The sequence below is a fragment of the Dermatophilus congolensis genome, from assembly GCF_900187045.1.
GTDB classification, from domain to species: domain Bacteria; phylum Actinomycetota; class Actinomycetes; order Actinomycetales; family Dermatophilaceae; genus Dermatophilus; species Dermatophilus congolensis.
On record NZ_LT906453.1, the window covers coordinates 2,086,021 to 2,111,689 of the forward strand.

The window sequence follows — 25,669 nt, forward strand, 5'->3', positions numbered from 1 at the left end:
GCCGATCATGCATCATCCCGGCGCCGCCTCGCTGGACGACGGCGCCTCACACCCAACCATTCACCCCAATAACCCCTCCCCCGGCTCACGACCCGAGAAACGAGCCTCCTCTTCCTGGCGGCGACGATCCTCCGCATCCCAGGCCGCTGTCCGCTCCCGAGCAGAACGCAACGCACCAGCAGCAGCCTCCCGCGTCGGATACGGGCCCATCAAATCCCCCTTACGGCTATGCGAAGAATCCTCCTCCACCTGACCAGTAGCGATGTTGAACCAAAACTTCTGCTCGACCTCAGACACACGAACCTCCCAGGAAGAAAAACCAACACCACAACACATACCCGCACCAACACACCCAGCTCAACCACCAACCCTCAACGCCGCATCAACAAAACCCGCCCATGCTCATGAAGAGTGTCAACGCTCACCACCCAACCCCCTACGTTCACGACATAACTCATGCGTAAACTCGGCAAACATGAGCGAGGCTCCCCAGACACAGCTCCCCCAAACCACCACCGCCACACTCGACAGTGACCTGGAACTCCTCTCAACCCTGCACTCACACGTCCTACGCGACATCGGCGGCGAAGCCCTCCTCACCCGCGTCGCTGAACTCGTCGACGCCTGCCGCGCCCCCCACACCACCAACAGCAGCACTGTCGAAGACATCCTCACCGACCTCACCCCCACCCAAGCCCGCGACCTCGTCAACGCCGTCACCGTCCACCTCCACCTCGCTAACCTCGCCGACGAACGCCACCGCGTCCGCTCCCTGCGCCATGAAAACGACGACTACACCGACGGCATCGAAGCAGGCGGGGTCGCCGCCGCCATCACCGCCCTAGGCTCCACCGCCGAAAACGCCCTCACCGGCCTACGCATCCACCCCGTACTCACCGCGCACCCCACCGAAGCACGCCGCCGAGCCATCACCTCCGCCCTACGCCGCCTCGCCTCCTGGCTCGACGAACACGACGACCCCACCGCTGGCCCCACAGCCCGCCACACCGCCCGGCAACACATGCTCGAAGAAATCGACATCCTCCAACGCACCAGCACCCTGCGCCGCGAACGCCCCCAACCCGGCGACGAAGTCAAAACCATGACCTCCATCGTCGAAAACACCCTCTTCGACGTTGTCCCCCAGGTCTACCGCGCCACCGAAAACGCCCTCCCAGACCGCGAAAACCCCACCAGCCCCCACATCCCCGCATTCATCCGATTCGGGTCCTGGATCGGCGCCGACCGCGACGGCAACCCCTACGTCACCGCAGCAGTCACCCGCGCCACCGCCACCCAACAATTCCGCGTCACCCTCGACCTGCTCGCCCACCGTGTCGAAGCCATCGCCCGCACCCTCACCATGGACGAGCACGACACCCCCGCCACCGACTCCCTCATCGACGACCTCGCCCGCGACGCCGTCCGCATGCCAGAGCAATTCACCGAAATCACCAAAGATGCCCCTGGTGAACCCCACCGCCAAAAACTCATGGTCGTCGCCGCGCGCGTCAACGCCACCCGCAACGAACACGCAGGACTGGCCTACGCCAGCCCCCACGAGATGCTCACCGACCTACGCCTCATCCAAAACAGCCTTCACGCCGCCGGAGACCACCGAGCCGCCAACGGAAACCTCCAAAACCTCATCTGGCTCGTCGAAACCTTCGGTTTCCACCTCACCGAACTCGAAGTACGCCAACACAGCGCCGTCCACGAAGCCGTCCTCACCGAAGCCCTCCACCTCGCCGGACACGACAACGCCGCCGAACTGGCCACCGATGCAATCTTCCTCGACCACCTCGCCACCCACGGATGGCCCCAACGCATCACCCCCACCAGCGACAAAGCCACCGAAGTCCTCAACACCCTGCGCGTCATGGAGTACATCCAAAGCCGCTACGGACAGCGCGCCTGCGGACGCTACATCGTCAGCTTCACCCGCAACGCCGCCGACCTCGCCGCAGTCCGCGCCCTGGCCCGCCTAGCCACCGACAACAGCGAACTACACCTCGACGTCATCCCCCTCTTCGAAACCGGCAAAGACCTCCAAGCCGCCCCACACATCCTGCGCAACTGGGCTGAACTACCCAGCACCCAAAACTGGCTCACCCACGCCAACCGAGCCGTCGAAGTCATGGTCGGCTACTCCGACTCCGCCAAAGACGTCGGCCCCGCCAGCGCAACCCTCACCCTCGACACCGCCGAACGCGCCCTCGTCACCTGGGCCAACGAATCCAACATCCATCTCACCCTCTTCCACGGCCGCGGCGGATCCCTCGGACGCGGCGGCGGCCCCCTCCACCGCGCCATCATGGCCCAACCCACCGGCTCAGTCGCCGGACGCTTCAAATGCACCGAACAAGGCGAAGTCATCTTCGCCCGCTACGGCGACCCCACCATCGGACAACGCCACCTCGAACGCCTCACCTCCGCCGTCCTCCTATCAGACTCCCCCACCATCGCCACCCCCCGCGAAAACGCCACGGAGCAATACCGCGAACTCAGCAACACCATCGACACCCAAAGCCGCGGCGCCTTCCTGGCCCTCATCAACAAACCCGGATTCGCCGACTTCCTCGCCAACGTCAGCCCACTCGACGAAATCGGCGAACTACGCCTAGGGTCCCGCCCCTCCCGACGCAGCGGCACCGACACCGGACGCAGCCTCGAAGACCTACGCGCCATCCCCTGGGTCTTCTCCTGGAGCCAAACCCGCATCAACCTCTCCGGCTGGTACGGACTAGGAAGCGGACTGGCCGCCGTCGACGACATTCCCCTCCTACGCCAGGCCTACACCCAATGGCCCCTCTTCGCCGCCATGATCGACGTGGCAGAAATGAGCCTGGCCAAAGCCGACCGCACCATCGGAAACAAATTCCTCGACCTCGGCAACCGCCCCGACCTCACCGAACAAATCCTCACCGAATTCGACCTCACCCGCACCCTCATCCTGAACATCCTCGAACAAGACGAACTCCTCGCCCACAAACCCCACCTCCAAACCGCAATCCGACTCCGCCAGCCCTACGTCGACGCCCTCAGCCACCTCCAACACCACGCCCTCCTGGCCCTGCGGCACCACACCAGCACCCAAGACTCCCACGCCTGGCACCGCGTCCTACTCCTATCAGTCAACGGAGTATCCGCAGGCCTACAAAACACCGGCTGACACCCACCCCACCCCTTGCACCTATCCACCACACGAAAGGCAATTTGTGAGCACTGTTTTCACCCGCATCATCAACGGAGAAATCCCCGGACGATTCATCTGGTCAGACGAACACTGCGTCGCCTTCCTCACCGCCGGCCCCATCACCCCCGGCCACACCCTCGTCGTCCCCCGCGACGAAATCACCCAATGGACCGAAGCCACCCCCGAGCTCATCGCCCACCTCACCGGCGTGGCCCACACCATCGGCAAGGCCATCCAAGCCGAATGGGAAAGCCCCCGCATTGGCCTACTCGCCCAAGGATTCGAAGTACCCCATCTACACCTGCACGTCTGGGCTGCCTACAGCACCAAAGACTTCGACCTGTCAGCAGTTAATGACTCCCCCGACCCCGCCATGATGGACCAAGCCGCCCAACGACTACGCAACCGCCTCCACACCCAACTCGAAGGCACCCCCACGGCCACCCACATCGCCTAACCCCACCCCGGCAGCAAAAACGTGTGCCTGCGCGGCCTGCACCGCGCAGGCACACTTATCAGCCCTGACGATCCGTCAAAACCGGATGCGGCGTAGGCTGCAACCCCGCCGCCGGATCAATCGGAGCAGGCGGTTTCCTCACCGAATACTCCGTGTCATGCGGGTCAACCCCCACCACGGAGTAATCAAACGGATCCTTACCCGCCAACACCAAACGCGCCCGCTCAACATCCAACGTGCCCGTCCACTTGCCCACCAAAAACGTTGCCACCGCATTACCGGAAAAGTTCGTCAACGCACGCGCCTCGGACATAAACCGGTCAATACCCACAATCACATCAACCCCGGCAACCAAATCAGGGCGGTACGCCTGCAACCCACCAGCCAACGTCGCCAGCCCCGCACCAGAAACCCCAGCAGCCCCTTTAGAAGCGACGATCATGAACACCAACAAACTGATCTGCTCACCCATCGCCATCGGCGTACCCATCGCATGCGAAATAAACACCGCTGACATCGTCAAATAGATAGCAGTGCCATCCAAGTTGAACGAATACCCCGTAGGCACCACGATCCCCACCGTGGACTTGGATACCCCGGCATGCTCCATCTTCCCCATCAGCGAAGGCAACGCCGACTCCGACGAAGAAGTCGCCACAATGAGCAGATACTCCTTAGCGAGATACTTCAACAGCTGGAACACGTTCAGCCTGGTCACTGCCCACAAAATCAGCCCCAGCACCACCACCACGAACAACACACACGTCACATAAAAAGCGACCATCACCAAACCAAGCTGCGCTAGCGCCTTGGGGCCAGTGCTGCCCACCACCGCAGCGATCGCACCGAAAGCACCAATCGGCGCCACCCACAGAACCATCGACAACACCCGGAAAACCAACTTCTGCAAATGCGCGACTCCACGCAGAATTGGCTCTCCATCTTTACCCATGCCCTGCGCCGCAAACCCAACAAGCAGCGCCACAAACAGCACCTGCAGCACCGACTCTTGAGTTAAAGCACTCACGAGAGTGGTCGGCACGATACTCCGCAAAAACTCGATCGTCCCACCTGCATGCGCAGCCTTAGAGGCGTGTCCGGCCCCTGCTCCCGTATGCGGAATTGTCAACCCATCACCAGGGTGAATCACGTTCCCGACAAGCAGACCAATCCCCAACGCCACCGTCGACATGGCGATGAAATACACCAGTGCAATGGCTCCGACCTTGCCCACTGATGCCGCAGCCCGCACTGAACCAATACCCAGCACAATCGTGCAGAAAATAACTGGGCCGATCATCATTTTGATCAGCGCGACAAAAAGCTCTCCAAGCCATTTGAGACTTTTAGCGAATTCCGGAGCACTTAACCCGATACCGATGCCTGCGATGACGGCAACGATGACGAGGATATACAGCCAGTGAGTGCGGTCGCGCCGTGGTTTCTTCGGCTCAACAATGTGTGCTTCATTGACGGCATGCGCCATTGCATGACTCCGATCTACAGAGGGGGCTGGTGGAGCATTGTTCTCCAGTCACGTTTCTGGCTAGAAAACGTGACCAGAGTATGTGACAAGCCAGCAGGTGACCGCCTCTACAGAAGAGAACGATCACCTGCTGGATATGTGCCGAACAATCTCAGACAGATCAGGCCTTCGCCAGCGAGCGCAGAACGTACTGGAGAATGCCGTCGTTGCGGTAGTAGTCAGCCTCCCCAGGAGTGTCGATGCGCACGACCGCATCGAATTTCACTGCGGTGCCGTCTGCTTTTGTCGCGGTCACTTCAAGAGTTTTCGGTGTGGTTCCTTCATTGAGGGCAGTGATGCCGACGATATCGAAGGTTTCAGTACCATCAAGGCCGAGGCTGTCGGCTGATTCCCCAGCGGGGAATTGCAGCGGAAGCACACCCATGCCGATGAGGTTGGAGCGGTGGATGCGCTCGAAGCTTTCGGCGATAACGGCTTTAACTCCCAGCAGGCGGGTTCCTTTTGCGGCCCAGTCGCGTGAGGAGCCCGATCCGTATTCTTTGCCTCCGAGAACAACGAGGGGAACACCTGCTGCTTGGTAGGCCTCAGCTGCCTCGAAGATGGTGGTTTGTTCACCGTTGTTGAGGAAGTTGCGGGTGAACCCGCCTTCAACGCCATCGAGAAGCTGGTTCTTCAGACGGATGTTGGCGAAGGTGCCTCGCACCATGACCTCGTGGTTACCGCGGCGAGAACCATAGGAGTTGAAGTCTTTGCGCTCCACGCCGTGGTCGGCGAGGTACTTACCTGCGGGGCTGTCGGGTTTAATGGCGCCGGCGGGGCTGATGTGGTCTGTGGTGACTGAGTCGCCCAGTTTGGCTAGGACTCGTGCGCCAGTGACGTCTTGCACGGGGGTCAGCTCCATCGACATACCGTCGAAGTAGTTGGGTTTGCGCACGTAGGTGGAGTTTTCGTCCCAGGCGAAGGTGTCACCGTCGGGGGTGTCCAGGCCTTGCCAGCGTTCATCTCCGGCGAAGACATCGGAGTATTGGGAAGCGAACATGTCTCGATCGATGGAGGCGTCGATGGTTTTCTGCACTTCCTCGGCGCTGGGCCAAATGTCGGCGAGGAAGACGTCGTTGCCGTCGTTGTCTTGGCCAAGTGGTTCGGTGTCGAAGTCGAAGTCCATCGTTCCGGCCAGGGCGTAGGCGATGACGAGCGGCGGGGAGGCCAGATAGTTCATCTTCACGTCGGGGTTGATACGGCCTTCGAAGTTGCGGTTACCGGAAAGCACGGAGGTGACTGCCAGGTCGTGGCTGTTGATTGCTTCGGAGATATCTTGGGGCAGGGGGCCGGAGTTACCGATGCAGGTGGTGCAGCCGTAGCCGACAAGGTGGTAGCCCAGTTTCTCCAGTGATGGCCACAGGCCTGCCTTGTCGTAGTACTCGGTGACGACCTTGGAGCCGGGCGCCATGGAGGTTTTGACCCAGGGTTTGACCTGTAGTCCTTTGTCTGCGGCTTTCTTGGCGAGCAGGCCCGCGGCGAGCATCACCGACGGGTTCGAGGTGTTCGTGCAGGAGGTGATGGAGGCGATGGAGACAATGCCGTGGTCGATGTCGAATGTTTGCCCATCGCGGGTGATAGTGACCCGTTTGTGGGGGCGGCGCATCGCACCAAGCATTGAGGTACGGGGTGCGTTGCCGCCGGAGTCGGTGTCGCTGCCGGGCGCGGGTGCATCCGAGGCGGCCATCGACTCAGCTCCGCTTTCGGTTTCGGTGTCTAGAGCGTTCTTGACGTAGGTGGGCAGGGTTTTACGGAAGGAGGTTTTGGATTCCGAGAGCAGGATGCGGTCTTGGGGGCGTTTGGGGCCGGCGATGGAGGGGACCACTGTGGAGAGGTCGAGTTCGAGGTATTCGGAGAAGCGGGGTTCGTTGTTGGGGTCGTGCCAGAGCCCTTGTTCTTTGGCGTAGGCCTCGGTGAGTGCGATGTGTTCTTCGCTGCGGCCGGTGAGTCGCAGGTAGTTGATGGTTTCGTCATCGATGGGGAAGATCGCGCAGGTGGAGCCGAATTCGGGGCTCATGTTGCCGATGGTGGCGCGGTTGGCGAGGGGGATGGAGGCGACGCCTTCACCGTAGAACTCGACAAATTTGCCGACTACTCCGTGTTTGCGGAGCATTTCGGTGATGGTCAGGACAACGTCGGTGGCGGTGACGGCGGCGGGGATGTGTCCGGTGAGTTTGAAGCCGACTAAGCGGGGGATGAGCATCGAGACGGGTTGGCCCAGCATAGCGGCTTCTGCTTCGATGCCGCCGACTCCCCAGCCGAGCACACCGATGCCATTTTCCATGGTGGTGTGGGAGTCGGTGCCTACGCAGGTGTCGGGGTAAGCCTGGCCGTCGCGGTTCATGACAACGCGGGCGAGGTGTTCGATGTTGACCTGGTGGACGATGCCTGTGCCTGGGGGGACGACTTTGAAGTCGGCGAAGGCTCCTTGGCCCCAGCGGAGGAATTGGTAGCGCTCTTTGTTGCGGCCGTATTCGAGTTCTACGTTGCGGGTGAAGGCGTCGCGGCGTCCGAAGACATCGATTTGTACTGAGTGGTCGATGACGAGTTCGGCTGGCGAGAGGGGGTTGACTTTTTCGGCTTTGCCGCCGAGTTCAACGACGGCTTCGCGCATGGTGGCCAGGTCGACGATGCAGGGAACGCCGGTGAAGTCCTGCATGATCACGCGTGCGGGAGTGAATTGGATTTCGGTGTTGGGTTGGGCGTTTTCGTCCCATGAACCGAGGGCTTTGATTTGTTCTGCGGTGACGTTGGCGCCGTCTTCGGTGCGGAGCAGGTTTTCGAGGAGCACTTTGAGGCTGTAGGGCAGGGTGCGGCTGCCTTCTACGGCGTCGATGCGGAAGATGTCGTAGGAAGCGCCACCGACCTGCAACGTGTTTTTGGCTTGGAAGCTGTTCTGGCTCACACTCGTTCCTTCACTGGGGGTGTTTGGTGCGGTGGCTGCTCGCCTAGGGCAGGGCGTGCGCGACCGTTGTGTCACACACTACCCGAGATATCTTGACATCAAGATACTTTTGGTTTTCGTGGCACGTCACACATTCCTCATGACACACAAACCCGAAAGCCCAGGCGGCGGTCAGGTGTCAGAGTCCTTAAGAAGCCTTTGGCCCCCACGTGCGCGGCGCCTGACCAAACGCAGCCCGCACACCCTTGACCACTGCCCCGCCAGCGGCATAGTTAGCGGCCCCACCAAGCACCGCGCCCACACCAAAAGGCAACGCCCGACCAACAATTCCTGCGCTCTTACGCACCGCGAACCGGGTGATAAACGTACGTCCCAAGCTGCTCCCGCCACGCGAACTGGGCAGCCGTGCCCCCAACTGCCTGGCCCAGCCTTTCTCACTCGACCCCACTGCCCGCTGCGCTGCCCGCACACCAGACTCCCCCAGCATTACCCCCACCACCAGAGCACGACGCCCCTCAGAATTGTCAGGAAGCTCCCCGTAGATCGCCGCGACAGTCAGCACATACCGAACCGTCAACTCGATAAACGACACCACCTCACCGGCGGACAACGCCAGCGATGCTGCCGTCCCCACACCAGGAATAGCAGCAGTCGCTCCGATCCCCGCTCCCGAACCAATCGTGACCCGCGTATACTCGGTAGTGAGACGCTCAACCAGCTCGGCAGGTGAGGCTTGCGGGAACTTCTTTCGCAACGCCGCCACCCGCCGATCAGCCGCGCCGCCATAACGCTCAACTGCTGAATCAACGAGCTTAACGATTAACGAGTCGCGTCCTTTGTCCTGCAGCAGGTTCATGGCTCACCTTCACTGTGTTTGTGGGCCAACCGTGGACACACCACCACGCACCGCTGTTACATGCGCGGAAGTCACCGTGCCAGGCGCGGGCGTCGGCCCGGTGACTCCCGCACCCGAATCAGATGCTGCCTTGTCTGCGGACAGTAGCGACGCATTCGACGTGGTGAGTCATCGGAAACATGTCGAATGCACGTAGGTCCGTCAGCGTGTACCCAAGCTCACCAGCGCTGCGTAAGTCACGCGCAAGAGCTGCCGGATCACACGCGACGTACACCATCACCCGCGGCTCTAACGCAGCCAGGTGGCGCATGACTGCAGCACCGGCGCCTGAGCGAGGCGGATCCAAGACCACAACATCAGCTCTGCCCCCGGCCAGGCCTTTGTCTAACGCGTCCTCGGTGCGTGACTTGATCACCTGCACACGACTGTCGTCGTTAAAGCGACGCTGTGCACACACCACCGCAGCCGGGTCCGACTCAACAGCGATCACCGACCCACCCGGGCCTACCTGAGCAGCCATCGCGGCCGCGAAAAGCCCCACTCCCGCATACAGGTCAAGACAGGTATCTCCTGCGGTAATCGCAGCACCTTCAAGAACCGCATCCACCAATGTGGATGCTGCGCCTGGGTGAACCTGCCAAAACCCACGCGTAGGCACGGTGAAATCTCCGGTGAAACCGTTGTGCCGCTGCCCTGCTGGCACAGCAACATGCTCGGTCACTGTCTTGGCTCGTTTGGTTCCACCAGGCACTGGCACCACCTTGGTGTCGCTGCCGTTAGGGACCACAACTTCAACAGCCCTGGCCCCACCCCACCGCCTAGCGAACACCCCAGATTCGGTGACTTCTTCAGCAGCGATTGGGCAATCCTTTAACCGGATGACGTCCCGAGACCGGAACCTGCGCAACCCGGCGCGGCGAGAACGATCAACGGCGAAATCCATCCGAGTCCGCCACCGCAACCCGTCTTGATCTCCCGGTACCGGCTCCACCTGCACATCACGATCAATGCCACCCAGTCGGGTGAGCTGCTCGCTAATGACTTGTGCTTTCAACTCACGCTGATGGTCAAGATCAACGTGCTGGAAGTCGCAGCCTCCGCAGCCGCCGGGCCCGGAAACCTCACAACGCGGCTGGACCCGGAACGCGGATGTGGTGAGGATTTTTACCGCATCAGCGAAAACGAACCGGTCTCCTGGTTTTCCTTTGGTGACGACAGCCGCGACATCTTCACCTGGTAGGCAGTGCCGGACGAACACGACCTGCCCGTCGTCAGTGTGGGCGACTGCATGCCCGCCGTGGGCGATGCGTTCGATGTGGAGCTGCAATCGTGTACCGATCACGCTTGACCTTTCCTCGTGATGCTGCCGGGCACCAGCGTGTTATCCCGGGGGCCGTAAATAGACGATGCTCGGGCACCGCCGCCATTACGGAAATGTTGTTCGGCCCCGTCAGAGGATTCCAGACGCCACGGCACACTCACCATGACCACCCCCGGTTTGAACAGGAGCGCGGCTTTGAGTCGCAACGCACTTTGGTTGTGCAACAGGTGTTCCCACCAGTGTCCGAGGACATATTCAGGCACATAAACACTGACGATGTCGCGGGGGTTTTTGCGACGCAAATGGTCGATATATCCCAGCACAGGCCTGGTCATTTCTCGGTACGGGGAGGCAAGCACGGTAAGCGGAACGGGGATTTCACGCCGCTCCCATTCGTGAACCAACGCTTCAGTGGCTTCAGGGTCAACGGCAACAGTCACTGCCCCGATGTCAGAGCTGCGGGAGGCCCGGGCGTATGCGAGGGCACGCATGGTGGGTTTATGCACCCTGCTTACAAGAACGATGGCGTGCACCCGCGAGGGCAGGGCTCGTTCTTCGCGCACGTCCTCGGACAGCTTCAGTTCTTCAGCAACAGCGCGGTAGTGCTTGTTGATGCCGAGCATCATCACGAAAAGGATGCCCATCCCCGCCACTGCGAACCCAGCGCCGTGGGTGAATTTGGTCAGCAACACCACGATGAGCACCGTTCCACTCATGGTGGCACCGATAGCGTTAATGACCCGTGAACGCCGCATACGGGAACGTTCCTGACCTTCAGCCAGCTCCAGGTTGCGGTTCCAGTGCCGCACCATGCCGATCTGGGACAGTGTGAAAGAAACAAACACACCGACGATGTACAGCTGGATGAGTCGGGTGACGTCAGCGTCGTAGACGATCACGAGAGCCAAGGCAGCGGTGGCCAGGATGAGGATGCCGTTACTGAAAGTCAGGCGGTCTCCTCGCTGGGCGAGCTGCCGTGGAAGCAACTCGTCGCGAGCCAAAACTGAAGCCAGCACTGGGAAGCCGTTAAAGGCAGTGTTCGCGGCGAGGATGAGGATGATCCCGGTGACGGTGGCCATGTAGAACATGCCAGCGGGGAAGTTATTGAAAACGGTGTGGGCGAGCTGACCGATGACGGTTTCTTGGATGTACCCAGTGCCCACGGGCTGGCCGTTGAGAAGGAGCTGCTCGCTAGGGTGCTCGGCAAATTTCACGCCGGTGAGGTTGGCAAGGGTGACGGTAGAGAGCAGCATCGTGATCGAGATGACACCCATGAGCACGAGCGTGGTGGCAGCGTTTTTGCTGTGCGGTTTTTGGAAAGCTGGCACCCCGTTGGATACCGCTTCGACACCGGTCAACGCGGCACATCCGGATGAGAACGCCCGAAGAAGCAAAAAGACTAGGGCCAGTTGGCCTAATTGTTCGTAGCCGCTGGCGGGGGCCATCTCGAATGGGGCGCTGGGAGCCATCGGCAAAGTGCCCGTGAAGTGGCGCACAAAACCCCACAGACACATGCCAATCACCCCGATCATGAAGGCGTAGGTGGGGATGGCGAATGCGGCACCGGATTCACGGACACCGCGCAGGTTCAGTGTGGTGAGCGTAATGATCAGGACAGCAGCGGCTGTGGCTTCATGGCCGCGAATCCAGGGAAGGACAAGCGCGGCGTTCTGAACCCCGGAAGAAACCGACACAGCGACGGTAAGGACGTAATCGACCAGTAGTGCGCTGGCGACTGTCACCCCAGCTTTTGTGCCGAGGTTAGTGGTGGCGACCTCGTAGTCTCCTCCACCGGATGGGTAGGCGTGTACGTTCTGGCGGTATGAGAGCACCACGATGACCATGACGAACACGACGGCCAAGGCGATCTGCCATGAATGGGTTGCGGCGAAAGCTCCACCAGCCAGGCCGAGGGTAAGGAGGATCTCATCGGGGGCGTAGGCGACGGACGAGAGTGCGTCGCTGGCGAATACGGGAAGAGCGATGCGCTTGGGAAGCAGCGTCTCGCCGAGCCGGTCTGAGCTCATCGCCCGCCCGACGATCGCACGCTTCAGGGCGCGGGTGAGGTTTGACACGGAGAACACTGTAGAGCCGAACGCCGTGAACGGTGGGGTCGTCGCGTGTTGGACGCGTCGCAGCGTTCTGGTCTGATTCAGCTGAGTCTGGGTGCTGCACTGATGGCTGCCTGGTATACGGTCGTGACGTGCACTTCGTCATCATGGGCTGTGGCCGGGTGGGAGCGTCCCTCTCCCGCAATCTTGCCGAGCGTGGCCACGATGTGGCCGTCATAGATCAGGATCGGCGTGCTTTTCGCCGTTTAGGAGCAGATTTTGAGGGCCGCCGCGTGGTCGGGCAGGGCTTCGATCGTGAGGTGTTGATTAAGGCGGGCATCGAGAATGCGTACGCCTGCGCAGCAGTGAGCAGCGGCGATAACTCCAATATCCTCACGGCGCGGTTAGCTCGGGAAACATTTGGGGTACAGAACGTCGTAGCGCGTATCTACGACCCCGGTAGAGCGGCCGTGTATCAGCGGCTAGGGATCCCCACGGTAGGAACCGTGCGGTGGACCAGCGACCGGATCATGCGGCGCTTGTTACCCCATGGGGCAACGCCCCAGCACGCCGACCCAAGCGGCCGCGTAGTAGTAGCGGAAGTGGCTCTGCATCACGCCTGGATCGGGTTGAGGTACTCAACGATGGAACAGCTCAGCGGCGCCCGCGTCGCGTACGTGATGCGGTTTGGTGAAGGAATGATCCCGACAGCAGAACACGTCTACCAGGCCGGTGACATCGTAAGCGTGATCACCACGGCCGAAGCGTTGGGCCAGACCGAACGGATCCTCGAGTCCGCACCGGAGTTCGAATGAGCATCAACGCCATGGTTAGCGCAGCTGTTGCGCAGTCGTTCATTGTTCGAGGGGAACAGGCATGAGGGTCGTTATTGCTGGGGCAGGCAGCGTAGGGCGCTCTATTGCCCGCGAGCTGATCGGTAACGGTCACGAAGTATTACTCATCGATAAAAACATCGACGTCGCTGAAACCAAAGTAGTCCCCGATGCCTCCTGGCTCCTGGCTGATGCCTGCGAGCTGTCTTCTCTGGAAGAGGCCGGGCTGGAGTCAGCTGATGTGATCGTGGCGGCCACCAGCGACGACAAAGTGAACCTGGTGACCTCTCTGCTGGCGAAAACAGAATTCGCGGTGCCGCGCACAGTGGCACGCATCAACAACCCGAAGAACGAGTGGCTCTTTGATGAGAGTTGGGGTGTAGACGTAGCAGTGTCTACACCCCGGTTGATCACCGCGCTCGTTGAGGAAGCTGTCACAGTCGGTGAATTGGTGCGAATTTTCGAGTTCCGTCAATCTGGGGCAAGCCTGGTGGAGATCACTCTCACTGAAGACAGCCCCTGGGCCACTACGCGCGTGGGAGACGTGCCCTGGCCGCCAGATACGGTGTTGACCTGCCTGGTGCGCGATGCGCGCCCCATCGGCCCCACTGCGGACGATCTCCTCGAGGCCGGCGACGAACTGATCATCGTGACTACTCAGGCTGAAGAAAACGAAGTACGACAGCTTTTCTCAACCGCCGACAACATCGAGGACTAAAACGCAACGAAAGAGGGCGGAACAGTACCCCTGTACTGTTCCGCCCTCTTTTCATGTTTTGTGGCTTCAGGAAAGAACAATCGCCGCCGCTAGAGGCAGTGACGATCTTCCGCTTATCTGCTGGCTGACTAATGTGTCGCCGAGGCCGGAGCGAGCACATCAAAGCTCGGGTTATGCATAACAACCTTGTTGCCGTTACGCATCACACGGCCCTCCACGCGCATCCGCACCCCCGGAACAATCCCGGGAATCTCGCGGCGCCCCATCCACACCAACGTCAGGTAGCCAGAGCCGTCAAAAATCTCCGCAGAGATGGAAGGCGTGGACCCAGCAGCCGGGCGCGTCACCGACTTGACCATTCCCCGCATCGTGTAAAAGCCACGATCAGCACAGTCACCAATCTCGGTAGCGCCGCACCCGTTGCACTCTTTGCGCAGGGCAGCGTCGTCGGCTTTCGCCTGGGCGCCCGCCAACCGCTCAAGCAGCGATGAGATTGCCGCCATTACCAAACCTTTCACACGTCATAACAAACCCTTCAGGCAGGTATGCCTTCGGGGGCGAAAACGACTGTAAACCCACCAATCCTGTGGGCGCACTCGCGCCGCGCTTATGCGCATCCACGCAGGGCAGCAGCAAGAACAATCAGACTCAGCGGATTTCAGTGATCTCCGGTCCACGCTCGAACGGGTCCAGTGTGGGAGCTTGCTCGCCATTGTCGTGTTCACCGATGTCACGCGGCATGTGCATAGGCAGCAACTCACGCGGCGCCATCGGCTGACGTCCACGGTGCACAACAACCACCCGCAGCAAATCGATAAATGCCTGCCCCGCATCCGGGTCAGATGCAGCCGGTCCGCTAATCACACCGCGCAGGAACCAGCGAGGGCCATCCACACCGATAAACCGCATCGGCATTAACCCCGCCGGGGTGGGCACCGCAGCCATCAGTTCTGCCCCATAAGGGCCTTCAGTGATGTCCGCCTCTCCACCACCGTTACGCAAGCTGGTTGCGATTTCCTCACGAATATCGCCCCACAAGAACTTCGATTTCGGCGCCGCGAACACCTGCAGCTGCAACACCGACTCCTCGATCTGCAGACGCATCCCCGTAACTTCGTTGCTCTGCTGATCAGTCTCCACCATGTACGTCACACCAGGGATGTTCGGCAGCCACACCGAACCAAAATCGAGGAACCCCTCCGGACGGACAACATCACCAGAATCGAAGGGCCCCAACTGCTCAGCCGTGTGCTGACCAAGCACAGGCACACCTGCGCTGGGCTCTTCCTGCCAGTAGGCACCTTCGTCAACAGCCGCTTCATGCTGCGGCACAGACTCAACTTTGGATCGTTTACGACCGAACAGCCCCATGTCTGCTTCCCTCCTCGCGCCGACGGCGCTCCTGAACCCGACACTGCACAACACAACCGTCAGGGACGGCACAACGACTCACTTCAGAACGAACGCGCATAGGCCTCAATACGATCCCGACTAAGCTCGCCTTAGTCTGTCACAGGCACACAGTGGCGATGTCGGGCTGGCCACAATGCGCCAACCAGCCCGAAATCACACCACACGATCAGTCGCGGCGCTCACCGAATCCACCGGAAGCACCGAAACCACTTTCGCCACGTTCAGTGCTGTCTAGTTCGTCAACCTCGTTCCACACGATCGAGGCAACCTCTTGCAGCACCAGCTGGGCAATGCGGTCTCCGCGCGTAATCGTGAACGCTTCAGACCTGTCTACATTGATGAGCGGAACACACACCTCACCGGTGTAGCCAGCATCAATCGTTCCCGGAGCATTCACCACCGTCACACCATGACGGATAGCCAATCCAGAACGCGGATGAACCAAACCGACAAAGCCACGCGGCACCGCGATAGCTAAACCGGTCGGCATAAGAAAACGTGCCCCCGGTTCAAGGACCGTATCGACACGCGCGCATAGGTCGACCCCGGCATCCCCATCTCGCGCATAGCGCGGAAGCGGGAGTTCGGGGTCAAGCCGACGTACATTTACACGAACCTCAGGCAATGCATTCCTTACAGACAGCCAAACCGTTGTTCTCACCCGCGTACTGACTCCGGTGACGCACCAGGAAGCAGCTACCACAAGTAAATTCATCAGCCTGCTTAGGTACAACACGCACCGTTAACTCTTCATTCGACAGGTCTGCGCCCGGAAGCTCAAACCCTTCTCCAGAGTCACGAGCGTCGTCGTTGTCGACGTTCGCCGAGGACGACTTCTCGACGCGCCGCGACTTCAGCTCTTCGATCGAGTCCTCTGCGTCCTCGTCGGATTTACGCGGGGCATCGTAGTCAGTGGCCATTCAAGCCTCTCCATTTCATAAAGATGTCGGGCGGCTTCACAAGGGGGTCGGGCAACACCGCCATCGCACACACCATCCCCGGATGTACTCGCTCCGAAGACAACGCACACTACGGCAGCGATGCTCCCGCAGGGCAACGCTGAACCCGACCACACCAATTCCATGAGCCGGGACGGTGAGGGGATTGTGCACCACAAGACAGGTGTTAGTCACGTCCTGGCGTCTTCATGCCCGTGTGTCACCTCACACGCACACCCAAAACCCTCACACAGCCCGACCACCCTAGACCGAACCAGCAACTCACAGCGACTACCGAACCGGCGCAGTAATCACCGACAACGCCTCTCGCAACGCACCATGCACCCCCGGCGCCGCAGCAATCACCCCATCAGCCAACGGCGCCTCAGCACCAATACCACTGACCACCGCGCCAGCCTCCTGAGCAATCACCCGCGCCGCCGCCACATCCCACACATGCACCCCCCGCTCGTAATAGGCATCCAACGTCCCCGCAGCCACATCACACATATCCAACGCCGCACTCCCACAACGGCGCACATCCCGAATCCGCGGCAACAACGCAGCCAACACAACCCCCTGCTCAGCCCGCCGCTCACTGGCATACGCAAACCCCGTCGCCACCAACGACTGCCCCAAATCCGTCGTCCCCGACACACGCAACCGCCGACGCCGCCCCAACAAATCCACCACAAACGCACCCGCCCCCAACCGCGCGTGATACGTCAACCCCCGCCCCGGCGCCGAAACCGCACCCGCCACCGGCCACCACAACCCCGGCGCCGAAACATCACCCACCACCACCGACACCGACACCGCAAAATCCATCCGGTCATACAAGTAATTGACCGTGCCATCAATCGGATCCAACACCCATGTCAAGCCCGACTCCCCCACCTCTAAAGCCCCACCCTCCTCCTCCCCCAAAACCCCATCACCCTCACGAATCCGACGAATGCGTCCCACCAAATATTCCTGGGCACGACGATCCATCTCCGTCACCACATCAGTCTCAGTTGTCTTCGTATCCACCTCCATCCCCTCCGGCCGCTCCGTCACCACCAAACGACCAGCCCCCGACGCCAAATCAACCGCAAAAGACTCCAACTGCGCCAACACATCGGCATCCGGAACCAACTCAGCCGGAATCACTGACCCCAATGACGCCCCCGCAACACCAGACCTACCCAAAGAAAGACCCATCACAACAACACTCCTCTCTGAGAAAACATCTAACGAAACAGCACATTCACGACGCGCAACCGCGCACACACCGTGACCTACTTCACCCCTCAAACGCAGCCACCGGCCGTTGCGTCCCCGGACGCAACGGCGCAAGACAACAATCCACCTGACACAACCCCGGCTCTTGCCCGGCATTCAACGCCAACTCCACCAACCGTTGCGCCACCGCTTGCTCATCACGCAACGTCGGCGCCCGCAAAAACTCCACCCCAATCCCCGCAGCCGTGTCCGCAGCCTCGGTATCCAAGTCCTGCACCACCTCCATGTGGTCAGCCACAAACCCAATCGGAACCAGCACAACGCTGCGCACACCTGACCCTTGCAACGCTGTAATCGCATCATTAATATCTGGCACCAACCACGGCTGCTCCGGACGCCCTGACCTGGAACAAAACACCAGATCCCACCCGGGCTGAGCCCCCAAAGACTCCTCCACCGCCTGCGCACATGAGTGGGCAACTGCCATCAACTCACGCTCATACGTCCGCGGATTCCCCTGCGGCCCCGAATGCACAGCTGCCCCCTCTGGAATCGAATGCGCCACAAACAACACCCGAACCTCATCCAGCGACACATCCCCCTGCACCGCACGCCCCACAAACTCCACCGCACGCCGCTGCCAAGCAGCCACTACAACTGGCTCCAGCCCCCACGGACGCACATACACCAGCTCTGGCACCCGCTCCCCCGCAGCTTCCAACCGAGCCACCGCAGCAGCAATATCTTCTCGATACTGCCGACACGAGGAATATCCCGAATACGCACTCGTCACCACCACCGCAGCGCGCCGCACCCCAGCCTGCGAAGCTGCCAACAACGCCTCATGCACATACGGATCCCAGTTACGATTTCCCACAAAGACAGGAACATCCCCCCGCCCCGCCCGCTCCAATGCCGAACGCATCGCTTCAGCTTGCGCCTGCGTCTCAGCATTAATCGGGCTCACCCCACCACGAGCGAAATAATGCTCCCCCACCACCATCAAACGCTCCCGCGGAACACCCCGACCGGCAGTCACGTTCTCCAGAAAAGGCACCACATCGGCCTCGCCTCGCGGTCCCCCAAAGGACACCAAAACGATTCCATCAATCATTCCTGCATTCACATGACTCACCGACCCAACGTATTACTGACACGATCCAGGGTGCGACCCCGATAGGCTTCCTTTGACGCGGAAAGTGCATACAGCGCTGAGACGGGCCACGGTGACCCCCGAGACCGAGACTCCCGACTCCGACCGGATCCCGAGGCGGTCGGCATCGGCATCCCGCGCAGCAACGACAGACGGGAGACTGACACATGCGTGACCTCTACCTCATCGGCGTCCACGAGAGCGGTGAATACGTAGTACTGGGCTCACACGACAGCGATATCCAGTACCGCCTCCCCCTCGACGACGCCTTCCGTGAGGCCGCGAGGTGGGAACGCAGACACGTCACCCACGAAGAACCCAAGCAGATCATGCGTCCCGCCGAGGTCCAAGCACTCATCCGCGCCGGCTACACCACTGCGGAGACTGCTGAACGCGCGGGATGGACGGAAGAGAAGGTCAGACGCTTCGAAGGACCAATCCTGGCCGAACGTGATCACGTTGCCGGTCTGGCGCGTCGCGCTCACATTCGGGGGCACTCTTTCGGTCAAGCTGTCGAACTTCGTGAATTGGTGGACACGTATCTACGAGAGCGGCGTATCGACACCTCCGCTACACATTGGGACTCCTACCGCACCGATGACGGCCAATGGGTCGTGGAAATTACCTTTGTGGCCGATACGCAGGCGCACCTGGCTCGGTGGCGTTTCTCCCGAGGAACTATGACCGTTTCGGCGTTGAACGCTCAGGCCGCGGCAATCACGAACGAGGAATCTCCTGGCGCGGATCATTTCGCGCGTTCTGCCCCTTTGATTCCCCGTTCGGAAGAGGATGCTGGGGCTGAGCACGGAGACCGTGAATTGGTCGCTGACCTACGCGAGCGTATCTACGCACGTAATCGGCGACGCCTCAAAGGTGTAGAAGAGCTACCTGCACCAGCACCTGTTGCAGCTATAGCCCCACCGGAAGAACCAGCGGAAGAAACCGCTGAAACGACAGCGCCTGCCGAAGAGGTACTCGAGGCCGTTGTCGTGGAAAGTGATGTTTCTGTCGAGCCGGAGGCCCAGCCCAAGGAGCCTGCTGAGGTAATTGAAGAGGCTGCCACGCAAGCAGCAGAGGAATCCCCTGCCGAGCCGGAGCCAGTGGCTGAGACGCAGGAGGCGGATTCTGCTGCGGATGCGCAAGAGGTTGCTGAGCCCTCAGCTGAGGAAGACCTTGCCAGTGAGGAAGAATCTGCAGCAGAGCCAGTAGCCGAGGAAGATTCAGAAGAACCAGCTACTGAAGTCGTTGATGCCACACCCGAGGAAGACACTGCCGCGCACCCCCCGGAGCCGGAGTCTGATGAAGCAGATAGTGCGCCGGCAGATGCTCCTGAAGCGCCGGTAGCAGAGGCTGAGCAAGAAACACCAGTGGCAGAAGAACCGGCCGAAGCATCCGTTGCTGAGGTGGAAGAGTCCCAAGCGCAAGCTTCGCAAGAGCCTACACCAGAAGCGGAGCCAGACTCAGATCCCACACCAGAGCCAGAAGCCACCTCGGATCCAGAGGTAGCAGCGGAGCCAGCGGAAGATTCTGCTGCGCAAGCCGATCTGGCACCTGAATCTGACGATGCACCTCAACCTGAAGCTGAGGCTGCTCCCGAACCAGAACCGGCTCCCGAGCCCGAGGATGCAGCCGAACCGGCAGTTGAATCTGATTCGGACAAAGCCACGCAAGAACCTGACGCAGCCGAATCCGCTGGTGAGCAAGCAGCTGATGAACCTGCACCCACGACGCGACGCAAACGCACTACATCGCGCAAAACAGCATCGACACGGAAAACAACCACTCGTAAGACGTCAGGGACGCGCAAGACAAGCTCGACGAAGGCTGCTGGCGCTAAAACCTCGAAAGCCAAGGCTTCTGCAGCGAAATCCGCGGCGAAGGAGCCGGCTACTGAGGCTGCTGTTGAGCAAACAGCTGAGGCCTCCACGCCTTCTCGTACTAAGAGCAAGTCTTCGCGTGGTCGGGCGAGCGTGCCTTCGTGGGACGACATCATGTTTGGGGCCAGGCCAGGAGGCCATTAAGCCCGTTAAGCCCGTATTTTGCGGCGTGCCCACTCCCCTATCAGGTCAGGCAGTGGGCACGTCGTTTTGTCTGTGGTTAGCGGGGCGGCAGGCTCAGCAGTGGTACTGCGAGTTCGTCGACGGTGGTTGACCCGTGGTGGCCGACCAAGCGCAGCAGGCCGGGTTTGTCGCGGCGGGAGTCCAGGATGACGTGGTTGTCGTTCATGATGACGATGAGGTCACCGATTCTGGCAATGACATCATCACGGACGGGGCCAAAGACACCTGTTTCGATTGCTTGTTCGCGGGTGAGGACCGTGCCACGGTGGCCGAGTTCAGCGCTCCAGGTGGCGGCAGTGTCGGCGCTGGCTCCGGGTTTGAGGTGTAGGTGGGGCGCCCGGGGGTCACCGGTGACATGGCTGATGTTGGCGGTCATGGCTGGGCGCAGGCCGATGTCGAAGCGGGTGCTGTCGTTGGTGTCGATCATGCCGTGGTCGGCAGTGATGTGGATGGCAGTTCCTGCTGGGACGCGCCGGGCCAGTTGTCGTAGTGCGGCGTCGATGCGTTCGAGTTCGTCTCCCCATTGCCATGAGCCGCATCCGTGTTCGTGGCCTACTTTGTCGACTTCGCCCCAGTAGAGGTAGATGAGGGCGCGTGGGTGCGTTCGCAAAATGGTGACGGCGGCGTCGATGCGGTCCTCGAGGTCGTCGGCGGGGTTGTATCGGGGGCCGCGTAGGGATGCGCGGGTTAGTCCGGAGCCTTCGAAGTGGGTGGGGCCGATGCTGAAGGGCTCGAGGTGGGGGGCGACTTTTTCAAAGACGGTGGGGAATGGCTGCCATAGTTCGGGGTCGGGGCCGTTTTCCCAGCTGAGGGCATTGAATCGTTGGTTGTTGGCGGGATTGTGGCCTTCGTATCCGATCATGCCGTGGGCGCCGGGGGGTAGTCCGGTGCCCAGGCTGGTGAGGCTGGTTGCGGTGGTGGAGGGGAATCCGGCGTGGAGGCGTCGGCCGTTGTTGAGCAGGGAGCGTAGAAAGGGGGCGTGGCCGCTGCGGCGGCGGAGGAGTTCATCGCCGAGTCCGTCGACGAGGACGACGACTGCGCTGCGTGCTTGGGGTAGGTCGGTGTCCCATTCGCTGAAGCCTGGGACGTTGAGGGAGTGCGCGACTGACGGTAAGACGCCGAGCAGTCCGTGTGTGTCGTAGGTAGGTTTTTCGTGCTGTCCCCCGGTGTTGGTCATTATTCTCCTGCTCCAGCGGTAGCGCTTTGGAGTGCGTGGGCGAATGCGATTGCTTGGGTAACTGCGTTTTCTCCATCGGCCATAGCGCTGACGCGGACGCTAATGTCGTCGGCGGTGATGGTGCCTTCGTAGCCGTGGTCGGCTTCGCAGTTGGGTTCACCGCAGGAGGCGGGGATGAGGTCGATTCGGGAGACTGATCCCCAGCCGATGGTGACGGTGAGTTCTTGGCCGTGGCTTTCGGGGGTGTAGGAGGCGGGGTCGCTGACGACGTGGGTGAGCATGACTGCGCGGATGCGGCTTAATGGCACAGATTCGCTGGTGGCGGTGGCGGTGGCGTGGGCGGTGCCGGCTTGGGAGTCGTCGTCTGCGTGCATGACGACTAGGCGGGTGGGGGTGATGACCAGGACTGTGATGTGTCGGCGAATGGAGTCGTGGTCGAAGGTGGTTTCTTGGTGGACCAGGTGTGAGACGACGCTTTCGCCGGCGAGGGCTGTTTGCACTACCTCGTGGACGAGGGCTGGGTAGTAGCCTGCTCGTTCGACGTCACGGACCAGGTCGGCGGGTAGTGATGAGCCGTGGGCACTACGGCGAGGAAAACTCATGATTCCCATTGTGGTCCACGTTGCGGTGGTTGCGGGTATGGCGTGTCGACTACGTGTGTGGCGGTGGTGGGGTGGGGTTTAGGTGAGGGTTCGTCGTCCGGGGTCGGAGCGGGTGGCGGGGGGTGTGATGTGGATGTGTGCGCCGAGGACGTCGATTCCGTCGGGTCGTAGGTTGATGGGGTCGAGGGTGAGGTGGGCTATTTCGGGGAGGAAGTCGGCTAGGACGGAGATGCGGGCGATGAGGTCGGCTAGGGCGCCGGTTCCGGTGGTGTTGTTGGGGTGGGTTAGTAGTGGTGCGCTGCGTAGTTCGGTGAGCATGCTGGTTGTGTCGCGGGTGGTCAGTGGGGGGATGCGGTAGACGGTGTCGCCTAGGAGTTGGGCGGCGGGGTTGGCGGGGGCTAGGGAGATGATGGGGCCGAATACGGGGTCTTCGCGGGTGTGGAGGGTCAGGGGGGTTCCTGGTTGGGCGAGTTGTTGGATGGCGATGGGGGTGTCGGGGGTGGTGTGTTCGCGCAGGGTGTGGTGGGCGTGGTGGAGGGATTCGTCGTTGTAGATGTCGCGGCGGACCAGGGGTGTGGGGTGGGTGGGGGTGGGGCGGGTGCGTAGGACTACGGGGTAGCCGAGTTGGCCGGCTGCGGTGCGGTCGATGTTGTCGGGGTTGACGCGGCTGCTGTGTTCTGTTGCGAGCCAGGTGGCGTAGGTGGCGGCGTGGCCCATGGCGGTGGCGGCTTCGGCGGGTGTGGGGTAGGTGGGGATGGTGCGGCGGCGGTTGTTGGGGGTGTGGTGGCTGCAGCGGTGCATGGTGTCGCGGACGTCGCGCATGCCGATGAAGGTGGCGGCGATGGGTGTGTGGTGGGCCCATTGGGTGTGGGATATGGCGGCGGCGACGGTTTCTTCGCTGTCGTGTAGTGGTGGGGCTAGGGCGATGAGGATAGCGTCGACGTTGGGGGTGGTGGCGGCGGTGTGGATGGCGGCGGCGATGTCTTCGACGGGGCTGTTGAGGGGTAGTGGGGTGGTGTGGGTGGGGGTGAGTCCTGCGGTGTTGCCGTCGTTGTGGAGGATGGCGAGGATTCCGGGTGAGTTGCTGATGAGGGCGACGTGGTTGCTGGCTGGTAGGGGTTGTCCGGCGAGGAGTTCGCAGGTGTTGGCGAGTTCGTGGACTGAGGCGGCGTGGATGACGCCTGCTTGGTTGAGCATGGTGTTGAAGGCTTGTGGGGGCAGGGTGGTGGCGCGGGCGCGGTGGCCGGTGGGGATGGTGTGTTGGGTGTCGGTTTTGACGCAGACGATGGGTTTGCGGAGTGAGAGTTGGCGGGCGATGCGTGAGAATTTGCGGGCGTTGCCGACGGATTCGAGGTAGAGCCCGGCTACGTCGGTGGTGTCGTCGTCGATGAGGAATTGCATGAAGTCATTGCCGGAGACGTCGATGCGGTTTCCGGCGGAGCAGAAGGTGGATAGGCCGAGTTTGCGGTGGGAGAGGGTGGATAGGAGTGCGGATACGACGCCTCCGCTTTGGGCGAAGATGCCGATGTGTCCGGGGATGGTGGTGACGGTGGCGTTCAGGCTGATGGTGGGGTCGTGGTTGGCGATGCCTGCTGAGGCGGGGCCGACGATGCGTAGTCCGAGGCGGCGGGCGTGGCGCAGGAGTTGGTTTTGGAGGTGTTCGCCTTCGGGGCCTGATTCTGCGTATCCGGTGCCGATGATGCAGGCGGCTTTGATGCCTGCGGCGGCGCAGTCGTCGAGGACGGTGAGGATGGTTGGTGGTGGGACGGCGATGATGGCTAGGTCTGCGGGTTGGGGGATGTCGCGGGCGGTGCGGTAGACAGGTAGTCCGCGCAGGGTGGTTGCTTCGGTGGAGATGACGTGGATGGGGCCGGTGTATCCGCCGTCGAGGAGGTTGTCGAGGATGGTGGTGCCGATGGCGTGGGGGCGTCGGCTTGCTCCGATGATGGCGATGCCGTGGGGGCGCAGGATGCGGGCCATGCTGCTGGCTTCGGCGTGGTGTTCGCGGGCGAGTTGGACGTTGGCGGTTTTTTCGGTGGTTTCGATGGTGAATTCGACGGTGATGATGCCTTCTTCGAAGGCGCGGGTGATTTCGTAGCCGGCGTCGGTGAAGACGGCGAGCATTTGGCGGTTGGTGGGGAGTACTTCGGCGATGAAGCGGTCTATGCCTTTTTCGTGGGCGATGACGGCTAGGTGTTCGAGTAGGACTGAGCCGACGCCTTTTCCTTGGCAGGAGTCGGCGATGTTGAATGCGACTTCGGCGGTGCGGGGGTCGTGGAGTCGGTCGTAGCGGGCGATGCCGATGATGTTGTCGCCGGTGAGGGCGACCAGGGCGGCGCGTTGGTCGTGGTCGACGTGGGTGAAGGTGTGGACGGTTTCGTCGGAGAGTTTTTTGATGGGGGCGAAGAAACGCATGTAGATGGAGCGTTCTGATTGGCCGGCGTGGAATCGGTGGATGCGTTCGGTGTCGTTGGGGGTGATGGGGCGGACGTGGGCCAGGGATCCGTCTCGTAGGACTACATCGGCTTCCCAGCGCAGTGGGTAGTCGGGTGTCTGGGAGTGGTTCTGGCTCATTTGTTCATGGTGCCGTGGGGGTGGGCGGGTGTGTTGGTTTTTGGTGGTGTGGCGGGTGAGGTTGTCTGTGTGAGTCGGGATGTTTCGCGTTCTTGAAGTGGGTGAACGGATTAGGCTGTGGCCGAACCTCCCACGCCTCTAGTGGTCGGATGTGTCCAGGGTTGATGGCGGCGTGCGGCGCACGAGGTTGTTGGTTCCCAGGCAAGGAGCATTGTGAGACTGATCACCACCGAGCATGTGGCATTGGATTTGGTTAGTCAGGAGCGCAGGTCGGCTATTGCGTCTTTGACTGATTTGCTCGCTTCGGCGGGGCGTGTCACCGATAGTGCGGCGTTTATCGCTGATGTTGAGTATCGCGAGTCGCAGTTGGCGACGGGGCTTCCTGGTGGGGTGGCTATTCCGCATGCGCGTAGCGTTGCGGTGACTGAGCCGAGTGTGGCGTTTGGTCGGTGTGTGGGGGGTGTTGATTGGGGGTCGGCTGATGGTCCTGCTGATTTGATTTTTCTTATTGCTGTTCCGTTTGGGGCGCCGACGGATCATTTGGCTATTTTGGCGAAGTTGGCGCGGCGTCTTACGCATACGGATTTTCGTGGGCAGCTTCGCACGTTTGCTGACGCTGCGGCTGTTGCGGATTTGATCCAGGAGGCTCTTGAGCGGTCCTGATAG

General features: G+C 61.3%; 21 protein-coding genes. 6 read left to right on the forward strand and 15 right to left on the reverse strand.

Going from position 1 to position 25,669, the window contains the following annotated elements:
* Positions 1-60: 60 nt before the first annotated feature.
* Entirely contained in the window at positions 61-297 is a 237-nt protein-coding gene (locus CKV89_RS08920; protein ID WP_324603335.1) for a methionine aminopeptidase, read from the reverse strand.
* A 178-nt stretch (positions 298-475) separates the two neighbouring features.
* Between CKV89_RS08920 and CKV89_RS08925 the strand changes: the two genes are divergently transcribed.
* Both CKV89_RS08925 and CKV89_RS08930 read left to right on the forward strand, forming a co-directional pair.
* Positions 476-3,172 (forward strand): phosphoenolpyruvate carboxylase, encoded by a 2,697-nt coding sequence (locus CKV89_RS08925; protein WP_028326376.1) that lies wholly within the window; start codon positions 476-478, stop codon positions 3,170-3,172.
* A 46-nt stretch (positions 3,173-3,218) separates the two neighbouring features.
* On the forward strand, positions 3,219-3,653 hold the full coding sequence (locus tag CKV89_RS08930; RefSeq protein ID WP_028326377.1) for an HIT family protein: 435 nt from the start codon (positions 3,219-3,221) through the stop codon (positions 3,651-3,653).
* A 58-nt stretch (positions 3,654-3,711) separates the two neighbouring features.
* Here the strand turns inward: CKV89_RS08930 and CKV89_RS08935 are convergent, their stop codons facing one another.
* The 5 genes from CKV89_RS08935 to CKV89_RS08955 form a co-directional block, all read right to left on the reverse strand.
* Positions 3,712-5,139, reverse strand: a complete 1,428-nt coding sequence (locus CKV89_RS08935) for a cation:dicarboxylate symporter family transporter (RefSeq protein WP_028326378.1) — start codon at positions 5,137-5,139, stop codon at positions 3,712-3,714.
* Positions 5,140-5,299: 160 nt separating this feature from the next.
* A complete protein-coding gene (gene acnA, locus CKV89_RS08940; RefSeq protein WP_028326379.1) occupies positions 5,300-8,083 on the reverse strand; it encodes an aconitate hydratase AcnA in 2,784 nt (927 codons plus the stop codon).
* A gap of 187 nt (positions 8,084-8,270) precedes the next feature.
* The gene (locus CKV89_RS08945) at positions 8,271-8,939 is read right to left on the reverse strand and encodes a hypothetical protein (protein WP_051277095.1); all 669 of its coding nucleotides are present in this window, start codon (positions 8,937-8,939) and stop codon (positions 8,271-8,273) included.
* Positions 8,940-9,057: 118 nt separating this feature from the next.
* Positions 9,058-10,281, reverse strand: a complete 1,224-nt coding sequence (locus tag CKV89_RS08950; protein ID WP_034400377.1) for a class I SAM-dependent RNA methyltransferase — start codon at positions 10,279-10,281, stop codon at positions 9,058-9,060.
* Positions 10,278-12,335, reverse strand: coding sequence for an APC family permease (locus tag CKV89_RS08955; protein ID WP_051277097.1), 2,058 nt, complete (start codon positions 12,333-12,335; stop codon positions 10,278-10,280). The genes CKV89_RS08950 and CKV89_RS08955 overlap by 4 nt, the downstream gene beginning before the upstream one ends.
* 128 nt (positions 12,336-12,463) lie before the next feature.
* Between CKV89_RS08955 and CKV89_RS08960 the strand changes: the two genes are divergently transcribed.
* The gene (locus CKV89_RS08960; protein WP_028326380.1) at positions 12,464-13,126 is read left to right on the forward strand and encodes a potassium channel family protein; all 663 of its coding nucleotides are present in this window, start codon (positions 12,464-12,466) and stop codon (positions 13,124-13,126) included.
* A gap of 61 nt (positions 13,127-13,187) precedes the next feature.
* Positions 13,188-13,862 (forward strand): potassium channel family protein, encoded by a 675-nt coding sequence (locus tag CKV89_RS08965; protein WP_028326381.1) that lies wholly within the window; start codon positions 13,188-13,190, stop codon positions 13,860-13,862.
* A 128-nt stretch (positions 13,863-13,990) separates the two neighbouring features.
* Here CKV89_RS08965 and CKV89_RS08970 read toward each other — a convergent pair whose 3' ends face one another.
* From CKV89_RS08970 to CKV89_RS08995, 6 genes are all read right to left on the reverse strand, one after another.
* Positions 13,991-14,365 (reverse strand): OB-fold nucleic acid binding domain-containing protein, encoded by a 375-nt coding sequence (locus tag CKV89_RS08970; RefSeq protein ID WP_028326382.1) that lies wholly within the window; start codon positions 14,363-14,365, stop codon positions 13,991-13,993.
* Positions 14,366-14,510: 145 nt separating this feature from the next.
* On the reverse strand, positions 14,511-15,233 hold the full coding sequence (locus CKV89_RS08975) for a DUF3710 domain-containing protein (RefSeq protein ID WP_028326383.1): 723 nt from the start codon (positions 15,231-15,233) through the stop codon (positions 14,511-14,513).
* 208 nt (positions 15,234-15,441) lie between these two features.
* Positions 15,442-15,900 (reverse strand): dUTP diphosphatase, encoded by a 459-nt coding sequence (gene dut / locus CKV89_RS08980; RefSeq protein ID WP_034400379.1) that lies wholly within the window; start codon positions 15,898-15,900, stop codon positions 15,442-15,444.
* Complete coding sequence (locus CKV89_RS08985; RefSeq protein ID WP_028326385.1) at positions 15,893-16,195, reverse strand: DUF4193 domain-containing protein; 303 nt, start codon at positions 16,193-16,195, stop codon at positions 15,893-15,895. The genes dut and CKV89_RS08985 overlap by 8 nt, the downstream gene beginning before the upstream one ends.
* A 309-nt stretch (positions 16,196-16,504) precedes the next feature.
* Positions 16,505-17,416: an inositol monophosphatase family protein gene (locus tag CKV89_RS08990; protein ID WP_084440922.1), complete on the reverse strand. Its 912-nt coding sequence runs from the start codon at positions 17,414-17,416 to the stop codon at positions 16,505-16,507.
* 82 nt (positions 17,417-17,498) lie between these two features.
* Positions 17,499-18,572, reverse strand: a complete 1,074-nt coding sequence (locus CKV89_RS08995) for a ferrochelatase (RefSeq protein ID WP_028326388.1) — start codon at positions 18,570-18,572, stop codon at positions 17,499-17,501.
* 185 nt (positions 18,573-18,757) lie between these two features.
* On the opposite strand from CKV89_RS08995, the gene sepH reads away from it, so the two are divergent.
* The gene (gene sepH / locus CKV89_RS09000) at positions 18,758-20,611 is read left to right on the forward strand and encodes a septation protein SepH (RefSeq protein WP_028326389.1); all 1,854 of its coding nucleotides are present in this window, start codon (positions 18,758-18,760) and stop codon (positions 20,609-20,611) included.
* A 76-nt stretch (positions 20,612-20,687) separates the two neighbouring features.
* Here sepH and CKV89_RS09005 read toward each other — a convergent pair whose 3' ends face one another.
* The 3 genes from CKV89_RS09005 to CKV89_RS12545 all read right to left on the reverse strand — a co-directional run bounded on the left by CKV89_RS09005 (position 20,688) and on the right by CKV89_RS12545 (position 25,003).
* Complete coding sequence (locus CKV89_RS09005; protein WP_028326390.1) at positions 20,688-21,827, reverse strand: alkaline phosphatase family protein; 1,140 nt, start codon at positions 21,825-21,827, stop codon at positions 20,688-20,690.
* A complete protein-coding gene (locus tag CKV89_RS09010; RefSeq protein ID WP_028326391.1) occupies positions 21,827-22,429 on the reverse strand; it encodes a DUF5998 family protein in 603 nt (200 codons plus the stop codon). Before CKV89_RS09010 ends, CKV89_RS09005 begins: the two co-directional genes overlap by 1 nt.
* A 78-nt stretch (positions 22,430-22,507) precedes the next feature.
* Positions 22,508-25,003 (reverse strand): GNAT family N-acetyltransferase, encoded by a 2,496-nt coding sequence (locus tag CKV89_RS12545; protein WP_028326392.1) that lies wholly within the window; start codon positions 25,001-25,003, stop codon positions 22,508-22,510.
* Positions 25,004-25,216: 213 nt separating this feature from the next.
* On the opposite strand from CKV89_RS12545, the gene CKV89_RS09020 reads away from it, so the two are divergent.
* Positions 25,217-25,666 carry a PTS sugar transporter subunit IIA gene (locus tag CKV89_RS09020; RefSeq protein WP_028326393.1) on the forward strand — a complete coding sequence of 150 codons (450 nt, stop codon included), beginning with the start codon at positions 25,217-25,219 and terminating at the stop codon, positions 25,664-25,666.
* Positions 25,667-25,669: the final 3 nt, after the last annotated feature.